This is a genomic window from Sphingomonas brevis, from assembly GCF_023516505.1.
Taxonomy (GTDB): Bacteria; Pseudomonadota; Alphaproteobacteria; order Sphingomonadales; family Sphingomonadaceae; genus Sphingomicrobium; species Sphingomicrobium breve.
In genome coordinates, this window is record NZ_JAMGBB010000001.1 from 1,680,808 (window position 1) to 1,696,076 (window position 15,269).

The 15,269-nt window shown below is 63.5% G+C and carries 17 protein-coding genes and 1 tRNA gene; 9 read left to right on the forward strand and 9 right to left on the reverse strand.

The window, feature by feature from the left end; genetic code table 11:
* Positions 1–288 precede the first annotated feature (288 nt).
* Positions 289–774, reverse strand: coding sequence for a nuclear transport factor 2 family protein (locus LZ518_RS08645; RefSeq protein ID WP_249915598.1), 486 nt, complete (start codon positions 772–774; stop codon positions 289–291).
* A 238-nt stretch (positions 775–1,012) separates the two neighbouring features.
* Between LZ518_RS08645 and LZ518_RS08650 the strand changes: the two genes are divergently transcribed.
* Together LZ518_RS08650 and LZ518_RS08655 are read left to right on the forward strand one after the other, a co-directional pair.
* Positions 1,013–1,162: a hypothetical protein gene (locus LZ518_RS08650; protein ID WP_249915599.1), complete on the forward strand. Its 150-nt coding sequence runs from the start codon at positions 1,013–1,015 to the stop codon at positions 1,160–1,162.
* Complete coding sequence (locus tag LZ518_RS08655) at positions 1,159–1,383, forward strand: hypothetical protein (RefSeq protein ID WP_249915600.1); 225 nt, start codon at positions 1,159–1,161, stop codon at positions 1,381–1,383. Before LZ518_RS08650 ends, LZ518_RS08655 begins: the two co-directional genes overlap by 4 nt.
* Positions 1,384–1,503: 120 nt before the next feature.
* Here the strand turns inward: LZ518_RS08655 and LZ518_RS08660 are convergent, their stop codons facing one another.
* Together LZ518_RS08660 and LZ518_RS08665 are read right to left on the reverse strand one after the other, a co-directional pair.
* Positions 1,504–1,752: a hypothetical protein gene (locus LZ518_RS08660; RefSeq protein ID WP_249915601.1), complete on the reverse strand. Its 249-nt coding sequence runs from the start codon at positions 1,750–1,752 to the stop codon at positions 1,504–1,506.
* A 36-nt stretch (positions 1,753–1,788) separates the two neighbouring features.
* Positions 1,789–2,601: an ATP-binding protein gene (locus tag LZ518_RS08665; RefSeq protein WP_249915602.1), complete on the reverse strand. Its 813-nt coding sequence runs from the start codon at positions 2,599–2,601 to the stop codon at positions 1,789–1,791.
* Between the two features lie 66 nt (positions 2,602–2,667).
* Between LZ518_RS08665 and LZ518_RS08670 the strand changes: the two genes are divergently transcribed.
* Positions 2,668–3,084, forward strand: coding sequence for a hypothetical protein (locus tag LZ518_RS08670; RefSeq protein ID WP_249915603.1), 417 nt, complete (start codon positions 2,668–2,670; stop codon positions 3,082–3,084).
* 33 nt (positions 3,085–3,117) lie between these two features.
* Here the strand turns inward: LZ518_RS08670 and LZ518_RS08675 are convergent, their stop codons facing one another.
* Complete coding sequence (locus tag LZ518_RS08675; protein WP_249915604.1) at positions 3,118–3,327, reverse strand: hypothetical protein; 210 nt, start codon at positions 3,325–3,327, stop codon at positions 3,118–3,120.
* A gap of 39 nt (positions 3,328–3,366) precedes the next feature.
* On the reverse strand, positions 3,367–4,194 hold the full coding sequence (locus LZ518_RS08680; protein ID WP_249915605.1) for a hypothetical protein: 828 nt from the start codon (positions 4,192–4,194) through the stop codon (positions 3,367–3,369).
* A 166-nt stretch (positions 4,195–4,360) separates the two neighbouring features.
* Here LZ518_RS08680 and LZ518_RS08685 point away from each other — a divergent pair, with 166 nt between their 5' ends.
* Positions 4,361–4,705: a hypothetical protein gene (locus LZ518_RS08685; RefSeq protein WP_249915606.1), complete on the forward strand. Its 345-nt coding sequence runs from the start codon at positions 4,361–4,363 to the stop codon at positions 4,703–4,705.
* 12 nt (positions 4,706–4,717) lie between these two features.
* On the opposite strand, the gene LZ518_RS08690 is transcribed toward LZ518_RS08685, so the two are convergent.
* The gene (locus LZ518_RS08690; protein ID WP_249915607.1) at positions 4,718–6,796 is read right to left on the reverse strand and encodes a S9 family peptidase; all 2,079 of its coding nucleotides are present in this window, start codon (positions 6,794–6,796) and stop codon (positions 4,718–4,720) included.
* 66 nt (positions 6,797–6,862) lie between these two features.
* Here LZ518_RS08690 and LZ518_RS08695 point away from each other — a divergent pair, with 66 nt between their 5' ends.
* Complete coding sequence (locus LZ518_RS08695; RefSeq protein WP_249915608.1) at positions 6,863–8,659, forward strand: aminopeptidase P family protein; 1,797 nt, start codon at positions 6,863–6,865, stop codon at positions 8,657–8,659.
* An 82-nt stretch (positions 8,660–8,741) separates the two neighbouring features.
* Here the strand turns inward: LZ518_RS08695 and LZ518_RS08700 are convergent, their stop codons facing one another.
* A complete protein-coding gene (locus LZ518_RS08700) occupies positions 8,742–8,882 on the reverse strand; it encodes a hypothetical protein (RefSeq protein WP_249915609.1) in 141 nt (46 codons plus the stop codon).
* Between the two features lie 90 nt (positions 8,883–8,972).
* Between LZ518_RS08700 and LZ518_RS08705 the strand changes: the two genes are divergently transcribed.
* From LZ518_RS08705 to pepN, 4 genes are all read left to right on the forward strand, one after another.
* Positions 8,973–9,047 (forward strand) — tRNA-Thr (locus LZ518_RS08705).
* Between the two features lie 105 nt (positions 9,048–9,152).
* A complete protein-coding gene (locus LZ518_RS08710; RefSeq protein WP_249915610.1) occupies positions 9,153–10,157 on the forward strand; it encodes a threonine aldolase family protein in 1,005 nt (334 codons plus the stop codon).
* Positions 10,154–11,098, forward strand: a complete 945-nt coding sequence (locus LZ518_RS08715; RefSeq protein ID WP_249915611.1) for a DMT family transporter — start codon at positions 10,154–10,156, stop codon at positions 11,096–11,098. Before LZ518_RS08710 ends, LZ518_RS08715 begins: the two co-directional genes overlap by 4 nt.
* A gap of 9 nt (positions 11,099–11,107) precedes the next feature.
* Complete coding sequence (gene pepN, locus LZ518_RS08720) at positions 11,108–13,711, forward strand: aminopeptidase N (RefSeq protein WP_249915612.1); 2,604 nt, start codon at positions 11,108–11,110, stop codon at positions 13,709–13,711.
* Positions 13,712–13,717: 6 nt separating this feature from the next.
* Here pepN and LZ518_RS08725 read toward each other — a convergent pair whose 3' ends face one another.
* Both LZ518_RS08725 and LZ518_RS08730 read right to left on the reverse strand, forming a co-directional pair.
* Positions 13,718–14,317, reverse strand: a complete 600-nt coding sequence (locus LZ518_RS08725) for an ABC-type transport auxiliary lipoprotein family protein (RefSeq protein ID WP_249915613.1) — start codon at positions 14,315–14,317, stop codon at positions 13,718–13,720.
* On the reverse strand, positions 14,314–15,267 hold the full coding sequence (locus tag LZ518_RS08730) for an MlaD family protein (RefSeq protein ID WP_249915614.1): 954 nt from the start codon (positions 15,265–15,267) through the stop codon (positions 14,314–14,316). The genes LZ518_RS08725 and LZ518_RS08730 overlap by 4 nt, the downstream gene beginning before the upstream one ends.
* Positions 15,268–15,269 lie beyond the last annotated feature (2 nt).

Here is a 15,269-nt window from a genome sequence, read left to right on the forward strand (position 1 = left end):
TTGTCACCGCGACGATTGCGACTTTTGAACGCGGCTCTTTGAAAATCTGAAGATCGACAGATGAATGCCGGGCCTCGTCATTGCGACCCTGGCGAAAGCCGGGGGAAGCAATCCAGACTGGATCGCTTCGTCGCTCCGCTCCTCGCGATGACGCCCTGCTCTGGAGGGCGTCACGGAGTGAATCCGTGACGTCGATCGACACGGCTGCGCCGGTCGTCGGCCGGCCTTCGGCATCTCTTCGACATAAACTCCCGTTTGCTGCGCAAACGCTCGCTTATGCTCGGTACCTCAGGACTTTGGCGGCAGCTTCGAATCCTGCGAAGCGACGACCTGCCACTTGCCGTCGCGGAACATCCAGATGTCGTGCCAGATAAGCTGGACGTCGGGCTTGCCGTCGGCGCGCTTCAGCGACTCCTGCCCCTGTGCGATCACCGTGTCGCCGAAATGGCGGTAGTGCACATAGTCCAGCTTGCTCGACACGAAGGTGCCGTCGAGCGGCTCGGCCTGGCTCTTGATCTGGTCGGCCTTGGTGCGGGTGTCGCCCCTGGACGACACGCCGGAATAATCATCGGCGAGGATGCGCTCCATCAGGCCGGGGATCGGCCGAACCGACTGCGCGGCCCAATCTTCCTCGGCCTTCCACATGTAGGCCTCCGACTCCTTGTCGGACGGCCGCTCGGCGGCAGCCGCCTGCTTGACCTGAGCGGTTCCGTCGCCCTGCGGCGAGCAAGCCGCCATCGCCAGTGCTGCAGCGGTCCAAATCAATTTGTTCATGATGCCCCCCTACTCCCGTTCCGGGCGGCAGTAGCATGTTACGACCGCTCTCACCCCTGCTTAATCGCCGCCGCACCTGACCGGTGTACATCCAGGCCGGCTCTCGGCGGCTTGCGCATTAGGCCGCTGCCCCCCGCTGTGCTACAAGCGCCCCATCGCACGGACGTCCTGACGTAAGCCTATGCGACTGAGAGACCTTTCGCGCTCCCGCTTACAACTCGGGAGCCGATTTTCAGTCATGATCACCAACGACAATCACGTCGACGAGATGGAGCTGGCCCGACTGGGCATCAAGCGCATCCAGTCCAGCATCTTCGCGTGGGGCGAATATCGGTACTCCAACCTGCGCGACGCGATCGCCGCCGCGAAAAGGGGAGACAGGCGATGAGCCGCGAACTGTTCGTCACGCTCGACGAGGCCGACGTAGTCAGCCGCTGCCTGGCCGAAAAGGTCGGCATTTCTGCCATCGAAAAACTGCCCGCCGGCGGAACCCGGCTGGTGTGCATGAGCGGCCATGGCGCCTCCGTCATGACCCGCAAGCTAAAATCGCACCTGATCAAGGAAGCCGTGACCCGGCAGCGGCACCGGCCGACCAGCCCGCTGTGGTAGGTCACAAGGCGCCGAGCAGCTGATCGTCACCCCGGACTTCGATCCGGGGTCTGCCTTTAATTCGACCTGGGCAAGCAAGGGAAGGCGGATGCCGGATCAAGTCCGGCATGACAGGCTAGGTCACATGAAAATATGATACGCCCTCGGCGTCCAGCCGGCCCAGCTGGCGACCGCTAGGATGATGACCATCAGCGCCATGGTGAAGACCGTGATCCCGATGATCGCGTTGCGCTGGTCGCGCTCGTTGCGCTCCTCGATGCTGATCTGCTTGAGCTTTTGCGGCGGTGGATCGCGGCGGATGCGCGACACGCGCACCTCGCCCGACGCCAGGTTGACGGTCTGCTTCGCGCTCTTGAGCGGACTAGCCATGGGCAGGCAAGCTAACCGAAAGCGGTTTCAGAATGGTTAGCTCGGCTGCTGCATCCTGACCCGCTCTTCCGCCGCGCATTTCAGCAGGCCCATGTCGATGTCGCGGGCATCCTCCGCCGCGAGCAGCGCCGCCATCCTGACGGCGCGGAGGATCTCGGCGCCGGTCAGGTCGAACCCGCCGGCGAGGCTGCGGAAGTCGACGTCGTCGACCTGGCCCAGCTTCACGGTGCCGAGCAGGCGCCGCCAAAGCGCCTCGCGCGCTGCCTCGTCGGGCCTGGGGAAGTCAACGATCACGTCGATCCGGCCGAGCGCACTCTGGTCCAGATCCGGGCAATGGTTGGTGGCGAGGATCGCCAGCCCCTCGAACCGCTCCAGCTTTTGCAACAGGAGGGTTATTTCGAGGTTGGCATAGCGGTCGTGAGCATCCTTGGCCTCGCCTCGCCGGGCCAGCAGGGCGTCGGCCTCGTCGAACAGCAGGATGGTGCGACTGTCCTCCGTCGCCCTGAACAGCTGCTGCAGATTCTTTTCGGTGTCGGCGACATATTTACTGTCGATTGCGGCGAGGTCGATCCGCAAAAGTTCGAAGCCGGTCTGCTTGGCGAGCGCCACCGCCGCCATTGTCTTGCCCGTGCCGCTCGGCCCCCTGAACAGGGCGCGGAAACCGCCGTCGACGAAGCGGCTGAGGCCCCATTCGCGGAAGATGAAGGGCGGTTGGCAAAGCCAGCCGGCGATCCATGCCAGCCGCCGCTGCGCCTCTTCGGGCAGGATCAGTTCGTCGGGATCGGTGTCGATCGCGATCCGCCGGGCGCCAAGGGTGCTCAGCTGTTGTTCGTCGATCAGGCTGGCCATCGGCAGTGCCCCCGCTTGGTCCGTCTCGCTTTTGCTTTAGTGAATGTCGGGCGAGAGGGGAATTGAATGACTGACGAAGAAGAAGTCGGCGCCGTGATCGACGAGATGTACGGAATGATCTCGGGCCCGGCCGGCCCACGCGACTGGAGCCGCCAGGCCAATTGTTTCCTGCCCGAGGCGCGGCAGGTGCGAACCTTCGTCGACCAACAGGGCCGGCCGGGAATGCTGGCGATGACCCTCGACGAATATCGCGATAACACCACGCCCTTCTTTGCCGCGAACGCCTTCTACGAGGTCGAGACCAGCCGCCGCATCGACCTGTTCGGCAACATCGCCCATGTGTGGAGCGGCTATGAAGCGCGCACCTCTCCCGACGATGCGACGCCTGAGCGGCGGGGGATCAACTCGATCCAGCTGTTCAACCATCCCGAGCATGGCTGGAGGATATTGGCGATGGTGTGGGATAACGAACGGCAGCACTGATGTCCGGGGGACATCGGTGTCCGTTCGTCAATGCTAGACCAGCAGCCAGCCGAGCGCCGCGAAGCCGATCAGCACCGCACCCGCAATCGCCGCCTTAAGGCGCAGCTTGCGCTGCTGCCGCATCTGCTCCAGCCGCCTGACGAACGATGGCCGCACCGCCTGGGTCATGCCCTTGATGCGCATGCGGGCGGAGGTTCCCCAGCCGGGCCGGTTGCGGCGGCGGAATCGCAAATATTTGCTCACGGTCGCGAACCTGTCAGAATTTCGGCGGGACGCAATTGGTTAAGCCGCGATGGCCCCAACTGGCACAGCGGGGCGCTGCTTGCCCCGGTTCCAGCCCGCCCAGGCGGTCAGGGCGCCGATTACGAAGCCGGTCAGCCACACCGACAGGCTCGGAACGGCGGCGATGAGGGTGAGGAACGGCTTAAGCGCTGCCCAGTCGCCCAGTAAGAGCATGGTGATCATTTGCGCTACGATGAACCCCGCCGCGACCATGAACGGCAAGGCCCGGTTGCGATATTTCCAGCAGACCAGCAGGATGAACAGCAGCTCCAGCGCCATCGAAACCTCGATCGACGCCAGGATCAGCCAGAAATCGGCGGGACCCCGGATGGTAAGGCCCGGCAGCTCCAGGTTGAGGAGGATTCGACTGAACGGCGATTCGAACAGGAACAGCGGCGTCACCAGCATATAGCCGGCGTGGAGCCACACCTTCCGCCGGTGCTTGAGCGCCCGATAGTAGAAAGTGACATAGGCGGCGATGGCGATCGCCATGCCGATCAGGAACGATCCGCCGAACATCACCCGGGTCGGATCATTGGCCGCGACAAAGCCCTTGGCAGTAACGTCGATGATCCCGGCGAATCCCGCGATCAGGAAGGGGAACAGGAACAGGCTCGCCTTGCCGACGGCCCGGTGCAGCGGAAGCTGATCCTTGTGCACCGCGACGCTCTGGAACAGCACCATCGCCACCCACAAAGTGGCGGCGACGCCATGGGCGTGGAACTGCCACGGCACCTCGGTCCACTTGGCGAAATAGCTCGGCCAGAAGCCGACCGCGATGACCGCCAGAACGAACAGGACGTAATAAGGCGCGTTGCGATATGGCATGGGCGCGCTTCCCCCCTCTTTTCGAGCCTGATCGCATAGCATGAAACCGCCGCGCATGCGCCAAAATCGCCGCCGCGGCACCAGTATTAACGATGATTGCAACAAGAGCCGCCGCTCCTAAGTTCTCCGCGCGTCCGAAATGGACGATCAGAGAAGGAGCGAGCTGATGCGTGCTCTCTTGCTTGGCCTTGCGGCGTCGGCCGCGGCCATCCTCCCCGCGCCGGTGGCGGCGGAACAGTCAGACCATATGACGTTCGTCGCCAGGCCCGCCACGTCGTTCCATGGCGGGATCTCGGGCCGGGGCAATGATCGCGGTTTCCGCCACAGTCGCGGCGACGGCGATGGTGCGCTGCTATATTATGACCGCGAATATCAGGGCGACACCGCCTGGCGGTCGAACAGCTTCAACGACTGGTGGCACGACCGGCCGGACAGAGCCTATCCGCGCTGGATGATGAGCAACCAGAATTGCGACCGAATGTGGTGGTCGGGCGGCGCTTTCCACTGCTGACCCAGGTCGGTCTCAGTCGGCCAATTGCGTGACCACGAAGGCATAGGCTTCGGCCAGCTCGTGGAGCGAATTCCAGCGGCCTGACTTGCCGCCATGACCGGCGCCCATGTTGATCTTGAGGAGCAACAGATTGGCGTCGGTCTTGGTGGCGCGCAGCTTTGCAGCCCATTTCGCCGGCTCCCAATAGGTGACGCGCGGGTCGGTAAGCCCGCCGGTGATCAGCATCGCCGGATAGGGCTTGGCCTCGATATTGTCATAGGGACTGTAGCTTTTGATCAGGTCGAACGCCGCCTTGTCGGTGATCGGATTGCCCCATTCGGTCCATTCGCCCGGCGTCAGTGGCAGCGTATCGTCGAGCATCGTGTTCAATACATCGACGAACGGCACGTCGGCGACCACCGCGCCATAGAGTTCACCAGCCTGGTTGACCGCGGCGCCCATCAGCTCGCCGCCGGCGGATCCTCCCTGCGCCGCAACCCGGCCTGGCCTGGCATAGCCCTCGGCGATTAACCCGCGGGTCACGTCGACGAAGTCGTTGAAGGCATTGGTACGGGACTTAAGCTTGCCGTCGAGGAACCATTGGTAACCAAGGTCGTCGCCGCCGCGGATGTGGGCGATCGCGAAGGCGAAGCCGCGGTCGACCAGGCTGAGGCGCGAAGTCGAAAAGCTGGGAGGGATGGCGAAGCCGTAAGCGCCATAGCCATAAACGAACAGCTTGCCGCCGCCGTCCTTGGCGAAGTCCCTCCGGCGAAGCACTGACACCGGCACCTGCTTGCCGTCGCGCGCCGCGATCAACAGGCGCTCGGTGACATATTGGCTGGCGTCATAGCCTGACGGGATTTCCTGGACCTTGCGGACGTCGAGCCGCCTGTCGGCCGGATGATAGTCATAGACCGTTGCCGGCGTGACCATCGACGAATAGGCGAGACGGTAGCTGTCGGGCGCATATTCGGGGTTTCCGGTAAAGCTGGCGCTGTAGCTCGCCTCGCCGAACGGCACTCGCTCCTGCCCGCCGGTTGCATAATCACGCAGGAGCAGCTGATCGAGCCCGTCGACCCGCGCCGTGACCAGCAGATGATCGCGGTGGCTGGTGACTCCGCGAAGGTAGGTGCGGTCGCTGCCGGCGACCAGTTCGCTCCAGTCGCCCGGCCTGGCCGGGTCGGCGGTGACGATCCGAAAATTCACATGGTTGTCGTTGGTCAGGATCCACAGCTTTCCGTGCGCGGCATCGGCCTCATATTGTACCTCGGCCGCGCGCGGCCTGATCAGCGTCAGCGGTGCGGTTGGATCGCTCGCCCCAACAAAGCGGAGCTCGTTCGAGCTGTTGTTGCCGGTCGAAACGAAGATCAGGCTGTCATCGGTCGACCGCGCCGCGCCGACCGAGAAGGCGATGTCGTCCTTTTCCTCATAGATCGTCAACGCCTTGGCCGGATCGTCGCCGATGCGATGATATTGGGCCCTGTAGGATCGCCACTGATCATTGACTTCGGTAAATACCAAGCCTTTGGAATCATTGGTCCAAACCGGATTGCCAATGCCGACCTTGGTCACCGTTTCAATGTCTTCGCCGGTTAACAGGTCGCGGACCACCAGCTTGAACCGTTCCGAACCATCGTCGTCGGCCAGCGTTGCCAGCAGCTTGCCGTCGGGACTGACCGCAAAAGCGCCGAGCCGGTAATATTCCTTGCCCTCCGCTTCCTTATTTTCGCTGTAGATCAGCTGCTCATCGCCGCCGCTGGCCGGCCCTTCGGCTCCGCTCAGGACAGGCTTGCGGTACCAGTCGCGATACTGCGTGCCTTCCTTGAACGCCGACCAGTAAAGCCAGTCGCCATCCTTGATCGGGACCGAGGCGTCATCCTCCTTGATCCGCCCTTTCATCTCCTGGAACAGCTCTTCGACCAGGCCCTGGTGCGGCTTCATCGCCGCGTCGAAATAGGCATTCTCGGCCTTGAGGTAGTCGAGCACCTCCGGGTCCTGCACATTGGGGTAATTGGGATCGCGCAGCCAATGCCAGGGATCGTCCCACTGCACGCCGTGCGCTTCGTTCACATGCGGCTTGCGGGCGGCGATCGGTGGATTTTCGGTTGTCATCGGGCTTCCTGATGCAAGGCAAAGCGACTATCTGCCTTCCTCATACAAAGAGCCTGAAAGATTGCCATGTCCTCTTATGCCGACCGCCTTGCCGCCCTCCGCCAGCAGCTGAAGGAGGACCGCCTCGACGGGTTCGTCGTGCCGCTGACCGACGAACATATGAGCGAATATGTCGGTAGCTACGCCCAGCGGCTGGCGTGGCTGACCGGCTTCAAGGGCTCGGCTGGTTCGGCGGTTGTGCTGCCCGAGGAAGCGGCAATCTTCACCGACGGCCGCTACACGATCCAGGTGCGGCAGCAGGTCTCGCCGACCGAATGGAGCTATCAGTCGGTTCCGGAAACCAGCATTTCGCAATGGCTTAGGGAAAAGGCCCCGGAGGGCGCCAGGATCGGTTACGACCCGTGGCTGCATACGGCCGACTGGGTCAAGCAGGCGACGGCACAGCTGGCAGCCAAGGGCGCCGAGCTGGTCGCGGTCAAGCGCAATCCGATCGACGCGGTGTGGGCTGACCAGCCGGAGCCGTCGAAGGCTCGCCTGGCGGTCCAGTCTGACGAATTCGCCGGCAAGAATTCCGCGGAAAAGCGCCATGAAATGGCCGACTGGCTGCATAGGGAGGGCGCCGACGCGGCCGTATTGGCGGCGCTGGATTCAATCGCCTGGACCTTCAACGTGCGCGGCCAGGACGTCACCCACACGCCGGTCGCGCTGGCTTTTGCGGTGGTCAATGACGACGGAACCGCGGACCTGTTCGTCGAAGGCCAGAAGGTCGGCGACGATGTCCGCGCCCACCTTGGCAATGGCGTCCGGCTGCACGAACGCGAGGATTTCGAGACGTTCCTCCGCTCATTGAACGGCAAGCTGGTGGCGGTCGATCCGGAACGGTCGGTAGCGGCAATCAGCCAGGCGCTCGACGAGGGCGGGGCGAGGATCCTCAGCCGCCGCGATCCGGCGGTACTGCCCAAGGCGATCAAGAATGAGGTCGAAGTTGCCGGCCACCATGCGGCCCAGGCTCGCGACGGCGCGGCGGTTTCGCGCTTCCTGCGCTGGATCGAGGAAGAGGCGCCGCAGGGCGGGCTCGACGAAATCATTGCCCAGGACAAGCTGCTCAGCCTTCGCCAGGACCTCGGCAGCCTCAAGGACCTGAGCTTCGATACTATCTCGGCGTTCGGACCGAACGGCGCACTCCCCCATTACAAGGGCACCGAGGAATCCAACCTGCCGTTCACCACCGGCACGCTCTATTTGGTCGATAGCGGCGGCCAGTATCAGGACGGCACCACCGACATTACGCGCACCGTGCCGATCGGCGAGCCGACGGCGGAAATGATCGATCGCAACACAAGGGTGCTGCAGGGCCATATCGCGATCGCCACTGCGCTGTTCCCCAAGGGTACGCGCGGGTCGCAGCTCGACAGTTTCGCCCGGCGGCCGCTGTGGGAAATCGGTTGCGACTATGCCCATGGTACCGGCCATGGCGTCGGCGCCTTCCTAGCGGTGCATGAAGGTCCGCAGCGGATTTCGCCGGTCGGCAGCTCGCAGTCGGGCGGGGACGAGCCGCTCCAGGCCGGAATGATCATTTCCAACGAGCCCGGCTATTACAAGCAGGGCGAATATGGGATCCGCATAGAGAATCTCGTTCTGGTCGTCGACAAGGGCATGGGAGCGGACAAGGAGCTGCTGGGGTTCGAGACGCTGACTTTCGTTCCGATCGACAAGCGCCTGATCGATGCCTCGATGCTGTCGGACAGGGAGCTCGACTGGCTCAACCATTATCATGCCGAGGTGTTGGCCAAGATCGGGCCGCAACTTACTGGGGAGGACAAGGCATGGCTCGAAAAGCAATGCGCGCCGCTAAGCCGCTAGGGCTGGTCGCGCTCGGTTGGGCGCTTGCCTGTCTTTATTTGCTGGGGCCGCGGGTGGCGCTCAACCGCGCGCTCGACACGGGTTATTCCTTGGCCGCCTGGGTCGGATCCTTCTTCGGCTGATCCCGGGAATCGGTGGCGCGGGCTTGCGCCTTGCGCCGCTTTAGATTTTCGCGGAGCGCCGCGGCGAGCCGCTCAGCCTTGTCGTCCTTGCCCTTCGCCATGCCCGACGGCGCTAATATTCGCGAGCGCCCGGCGCAAGCGGGTTGACGGTGGGGCGGCCCTCGGCCATAGGCCCGCCGTCCTTCAGACATGCTGCCGTAGCTCAGTGGTAGAGCGCATCCTTGGTAAGGCTGAGGTCGTGAGTTCAATCCTCACCGGCAGCACCATCATCGCAAAACCGCCTGTCCGGTGGACAGGCGATTTTCGATGATCCCCCGGAGGAAAATTCCTCACATTGACGCATGCGATCCTCGCCGCCATTCCGGCACGCCATGCGCTTCTTTTCAGATAATGCAGCTTCGGTCTGTCCGCAGGTGATGGCAGCGCTGGCCAAGGCCAACCATGTCGATACCGCGTACGACGGCGACACGCTGTCCGAGAAGCTCGACGGCGCCTTTTCCGACTTGTTCGGCAGAAGGGTTCGCGCGCTGTGGGCGACGACAGGCACGGCGACAAACTGTCTTGGCCTGGCCGCGCTGTGCCCGCCGCACGGCGCGATCCTGTGCCACGAAATGGCGCATATCGAAGTCGATGAGGCGGGTGCGCCCGGCTTCTTCACGCATGGCGCCAAGCTCACTTTGCTGTCCGGCCATGGCGCCAAGCTGGCGCCCGAGACGGTCGAAGATGCGTGTGAGCGGGTGCGTGACGACGTGCACCAGGTCCAGCCCGCTGCCCTGTCGATCACCAACTCCACCGAATATGGCCTCAGCTATTCGCCTGGCGAAGTCGCCGCGCTGGGAGAAGTCGCCCGGCGGCGCGGACTCGCCCTTCATCTCGACGGCGCCCGGTTCGCCAACGCGGTTGCCTTCACCGGCGCCGATCCCGCCGATCTGACGTGGCGCGCTGGCGTAGACGTGATGTCGTTCGGCTTCGTCAAAAATGGCGGAATGAATGCCGAGGCACTGATCTTCTTTGATCCTGCGAAGGCGGAAATAGTGCCGCGGCTCCGCAAGCGCGCCGGACATTTGCTGTCGAAGGGTCGCTATCTCGCCGCCCAGATATTGGCGATGCTCGATGATGAGCTGTGGTTGACCAACGCCCGCGCCGCAAACGCGGCCGCGGCTGCCTTGGCCGAAGCGTGCGGCCCCGAACGCCTGGTTTATCCGGTGGAGGCCAATGAGCTGTTTGTCCGGATGACCGCAGGGGAAGCCGACAGGATCCGCTCCAAGGGCTATGATTTTTACGATTGGGGACCCGGCGAGGTTCGACTGGTTACCAGCTGGGACCAGGATATGGATGCCGTGGGTCAGCTTGCCGCGGCAATCCGCTCGCTATGAGCGGGCCACCCGCCGGAACAAGCCGGGTCGACGCGTCGATCGTCATTCCGTTCATCATCTTCACTGCTATCTGGGGTTCGACCTGGATCATCATCCGCGACCAGGTCGGAAGCGTTCCGCCGCAATGGTCGGTCGCCTATCGCTTCATGATTGCCGCGGTGGCCATGGCGCTGGTCGCAAAATTGAAAAAGCAGTCGCTGAAGATGGACCGCGGAGGCCTGATCGCGGCAACCGTGCTCGGCGTCACCCAGTTCAGCGTCAACTTCAACAGCGTCTATGCCGCCGAGCAGTTCATCACTTCGGGCGTGGTAGCGACGGTTTTCGCCATCCTGCTGATCCCCAACAGCCTGCTTGCATGGGCCTTCCTCGATCAGAAACCCAATCGTCGCTTCCTGGCGGCGGGGGTGGTCGCGGTGTGCGGTGTCGGGCTGTTGTTCCTGAATGAATTGCGCAGCAGTCCTGTCAGCAACCAGCACATCGCTATCGGGCTTGGACTCACGCTGCTCGGCCTGATGGGGGCGTCGTCGGCGAACGTCTATCAGGCCGGCAAGGAAGCGCGGCGCCATCCGTTGTTGGCGTTACTGGCCTGGTCGATGGCGATCGGCGCGATCATCGATTGCATCCTTGCCTTCATCATCGCCGGTCCGCCGGTGGCCGAAGCACGGCTCGGCTATTGGGCCGGCGTAATCTACCTGGCCCTATTCGGTTCAGTGCTCTGCTTTGCGCTTTATTTTCCGGTTGTCCGCAAGATCGGGCCGGGCAAGGCCGCCTATTCGAGCGTGATGGTGCCGATCATCGCCATGAGCCTGTCGACGCTGTTCGAAGCCTATCGCTGGAGCCCGCTGGCGATCGCCGGAGCAGCACTCGCACTCGGCGGGATGCTCCTTGCGCTCGCCGGACGGCGGCGCCCGATGCTTGTGACGGCGCCCGACGCCGCCTAAATCCCCTTGATGTCCGACGTCATCGACCTTGCCGAAGCTCCGGTCACTCCGGAACATGTCGCCATTTATCGCCAGGATTATCGTCCTCCCGATTGGCTGGTGCCCAACGTATCGCTGGATTTCGAGCTCGACCCGGAACGAACGCGCGTCCGCTCCAAACTCCGAGTCACCCGCAACGGCGATCATGACCGGCCGTTAAGGCTGGCGGGTAATGGGTTGAGGCCGCTCGCCGTCAAGGTCGACGGCAGCGAGGCCCGCTGGACGCTGGATGGAGAGACACTGGTAATTGAACTGACCGGCATTGAAGCGACCATCGAAACCGAGGTCGAGATAGCTCCCTCCGCCAACAGCAAGTTGATGGGGCTATATGCTTCAGGAGGATTGCTCTGCACGCAATGTGAAAGCGAGGGATTCCGCCGAATTGCATTCCATCCCGACCGGCCCGATGTGCTGTCGCGCTACAGCGTGAGAATGAGCGCAGATAAGTCGCGCTTCCCGATCCTGCTCGCCAACGGCAACCTCGTTGCGTCGGGCGCCGGAGAGGGCAATGGCCACTGGGCCGAATGGGATGACCCCTTCCCCAAGCCCAGCTACCTCTTTGCCATGGTTGCCGGCGACCTGTCCGCCAACCGCGACCGTTTCACCACCATGAGCGGGCGGGAAGTCGATCTCGCCATCTGGGTACGCGAAAAGGACCTCCCCAAGACCCGTCACGCGATGGAAAGCCTCAAGGCGGCGATGCGCTGGGACGAGGAAGTCTATGGCCGTGAATATGACCTCGACCTGTTCAACATCGTCGCCGTCGACGATTTCAACTTTGGCGCGATGGAGAACAAGGGCCTCAACATTTTCAATTCGCGCTATGTCCTGGCTGACGAAGACACCGCGACCGATGCTGATTTCGACAATATCGCCGGGGTCGTGGCACATGAATATTTTCACAATTGGTCGGGCGACCGAGTCACCTGCCGCGACTGGTTCCAGTTGAGCCTGAAGGAAGGCTTTACGGTCTTCCGCGACCAGAGTTTCTCCGGCGATATGGGATCGAAGGCGGTTAAGCGGATCGATGATGTCCGCCTGCTCCGCGCGGCGCAGTTTCCCGAGGATTCGGGCCCGCTGGCCCATCCCGTGCGGCCGGAAAGCTATATCGAGATCACCAATTTCTACACTGCCACCGTCTACAACAAGGGCGCCGAGGTTATCCGCATGATGCGGACGATCCTGGGCGACGAGGCGTTCCGGAAGGGCAGCGATCTCTATTTCGAACGGCACGACGGCCAGGCGGTGACCTGCGAGGATTTCGTCACCGCGATGGAGGACGCCAGCGGAATCGACCTCGGCCAGTTCCGGCTGTGGTACAGCCAGGCCGGGACGCCAACGGTCGAAGCCCGGATCGACCATGATGCTGCTTCGGGTCAAGCAACGCTTCACTTGTCGCAGGCCGTTCCCGACACGCCCGGCCAGACCGGAAAGGCACCGATGGTGCTGCCGCTCAAGACGGCACTGATCGGCGCGGACAGCGGGGAAGCGTTGCGCGAGGAACGGTTGATCCTGCTCGACCGGGAAGAGGCGACTTTCACCTTCGACGGCATCGGCGAAACTCCGCTGCTGTCGATCAATCGCGACTTTTCCGCGCCGGTCCTACTCAATGCCGACCGCCGGCCGGGCGAGCTCGAGCGGCTGGCCGAAGTCGATGCCAATCCCTTCGCCCGTTACGAGGCGTTGCAGGAGCTAATGTACCGGGCGCTGATTGCTGGAGCCCGGGGCGAGGATGCCGATCCGGCGCCGGTAATCGCGGCGATGCGTGGAACATTGCAATCCAATGCCCTCGATCCCGCCTTCAAGGGCGAGGCATTGTCCATGCCGACCGAGGGACTGATCGGCGACCGCATGGACCTGGTTGACCCCGAAGCAATCCACGCCAGCCGCGACGCGCTTCGCCAGGCCGTCGGCAAGGCGCTGGCCGACGATTTGGCGCGCGCGCAGGAACAGCACGCGTCAGGGGACGACCTGTCGCCCGGCGCGAAGGGGATCCGCCGGCTGAAGTCGGTTTCACTGGGCCTTCTGGCTGCCGGTGATCCCGCTCGCGGAGCGGCCCTGGCCAAGGCGCAATATGATGCCGCGGACAATATGACCGACCGGCAGGGAGCGCTGGCTATTTTGGCGAGCCTCGGCGGGCCGGAGCGCGACGCCGCCTTCGCCGGCTTCCACGAACGATACAAGGAAGACAGCCTGGTGCTCGACAAATGGTTCGCCCTGCAGGCCGCGGCCCAGCGCGCCGATACCATCGATGTTGTCGAGGAGCTTGCCCGGCACCCGCAATTTAGTGCGCGAAATCCGAATCGTTGGCGCGCCTTGGTCAGCCATTTCGCAGCCAACCAATGGGCATTCCATCACGCGTCAGGCCGCGGTTACCGCTTTGTCACCGACATGATCCTGGAGGTTGATCGCATCAATCCCCAGGTCGCGGCGCGGCAGGTCCCGTCGCTTGGCCGGTGGAAGCGGTTCGAGCCGAACCGCGCCGCGCTGATGCGCGCCGAACTGGAGCGGATTGCCGCAACCCCCGGCCTTAGCAAGGACGTGTTCGAACAGGCGTCGAAGAGCCTCGCTTAGGCTAGCCTAGTTGCCGACCCATTGTGCGACATCGATCGCGACGCGATTGGCCGCGGCATTGATCGCCGGGGCGACGCTGGCCGCCGTGCCGTCGGCCGACTCCCGAGCCTCGAAGCGCCGCGTTTCGACCGCATTGGCGCCGGCGCGGGTCTTGGCCGCATCGTAGCGGACCACGACCATACCCTCCTGCGCATCATAGCCGAAGCGCGACAGACTGCCGGTGATGGTCATGCCCGGATCGAGCGAAGACTGCTTCGGGTCGAGGACCACCCGGTTGGTAACCCGGGTAACGGTCTCGGTCAGCAGATCCTGGAATAGCTTGTCCGGTGTATCGACCCAGGTCAGGTCCTGCACATAGGCGATGGCGATTGGGCCCGAATGGACCGGAACGCGATTCGTGCGGATCTCCTTGGGCACGAGCGGCAATTCGATCATCACCGCTTCCCCGGCCTTCGCCGTGCGAGCAATGCTGTCAGGCGCAGGCGATTGCGGCGTCAGGGTCAGCAGCCAGGGCGGCGCCTTGCCCCCGCCGCCGAGCAATCCGGCGCAAGCGGTCAGCGAAATGGCCAGCGCGATTGGCGCGGCTAGACGCAACATTGGGCTCATTGTTTCTTCCCCGGTTTATAGTCGGGCAGCTTCGGTGGCCCTAGCGCCCCGCCAACGCCATTTTCATCGAGCCGCTGGGTGAAACCCTGCAACGAGGTAGTGAGATCGCGCAGGTCGCGTACCAGCCGATTCATCTCTGGCAGCGTATTCTTGCTGAAATTCTGTACGCCCGGCCGAGCGTCGCCGACCATCGCATCCAGGTTCTCCGCGCTATGCTGAACCGCGGCGATCGCCTTGCGCAAATCCTCCGCCGCCGGCTTCCCTTGCTCGTTGATCATCTGGTTGGTGCTGTCGGCCAGCACTCCGACCCGCTGCGCGGCGATTCCGGCGTTGCGCGCCGCAATCCGTGCATCGCCGATCGCGTCGGCCAGGTCGGGCGCGCGTGCGGCCAGCACCGCCGTGGTCTTGTCGACATTCTCGAGAATGTCGGAGATCGAATTTTGGTTCTTGTCGCTCAGCAGTTCCGTCAGCCGCTCGGTCAGGCGCTGGATGCGGTCGATCAGTTCCGGAGCGCTATTGAGCAGGGCACCGAGTCCGCCCGAACTGGCCGGGACCACCGGACAGCCTTGCGGTCCAGCCTGGGTCAGTGGCCGGGCGCCCTTAACCGCGCCTTCCAGCGCGATCTCGCTGACGCCGGTGAAGCCGACTCCCTTGATCTGAGCGGTGGTGCCCTGAAGCACCGGCGTTTCCGCGTCGACGACAACCCGGACCCAGACGAACTCCGGACGGTCCGGCAACAAGCTGATCTTTTCGATCTGCCCCACCGGCACGCCCTGGAAGTTGACCGAAGAGCCCTTATTGAGGCCCTCGACGCCTTGGCTGAAATAGATGTCGAAGCATTTGGTCGTCTTGTTCGACAGGCCAGCGAGCCAGACAATGAAGATCAACAGGCCGGTCAGCAGGGCCAGCGTGACGGCGCCGACAAGGACATGGTTCGAACGCGTTTCCATGG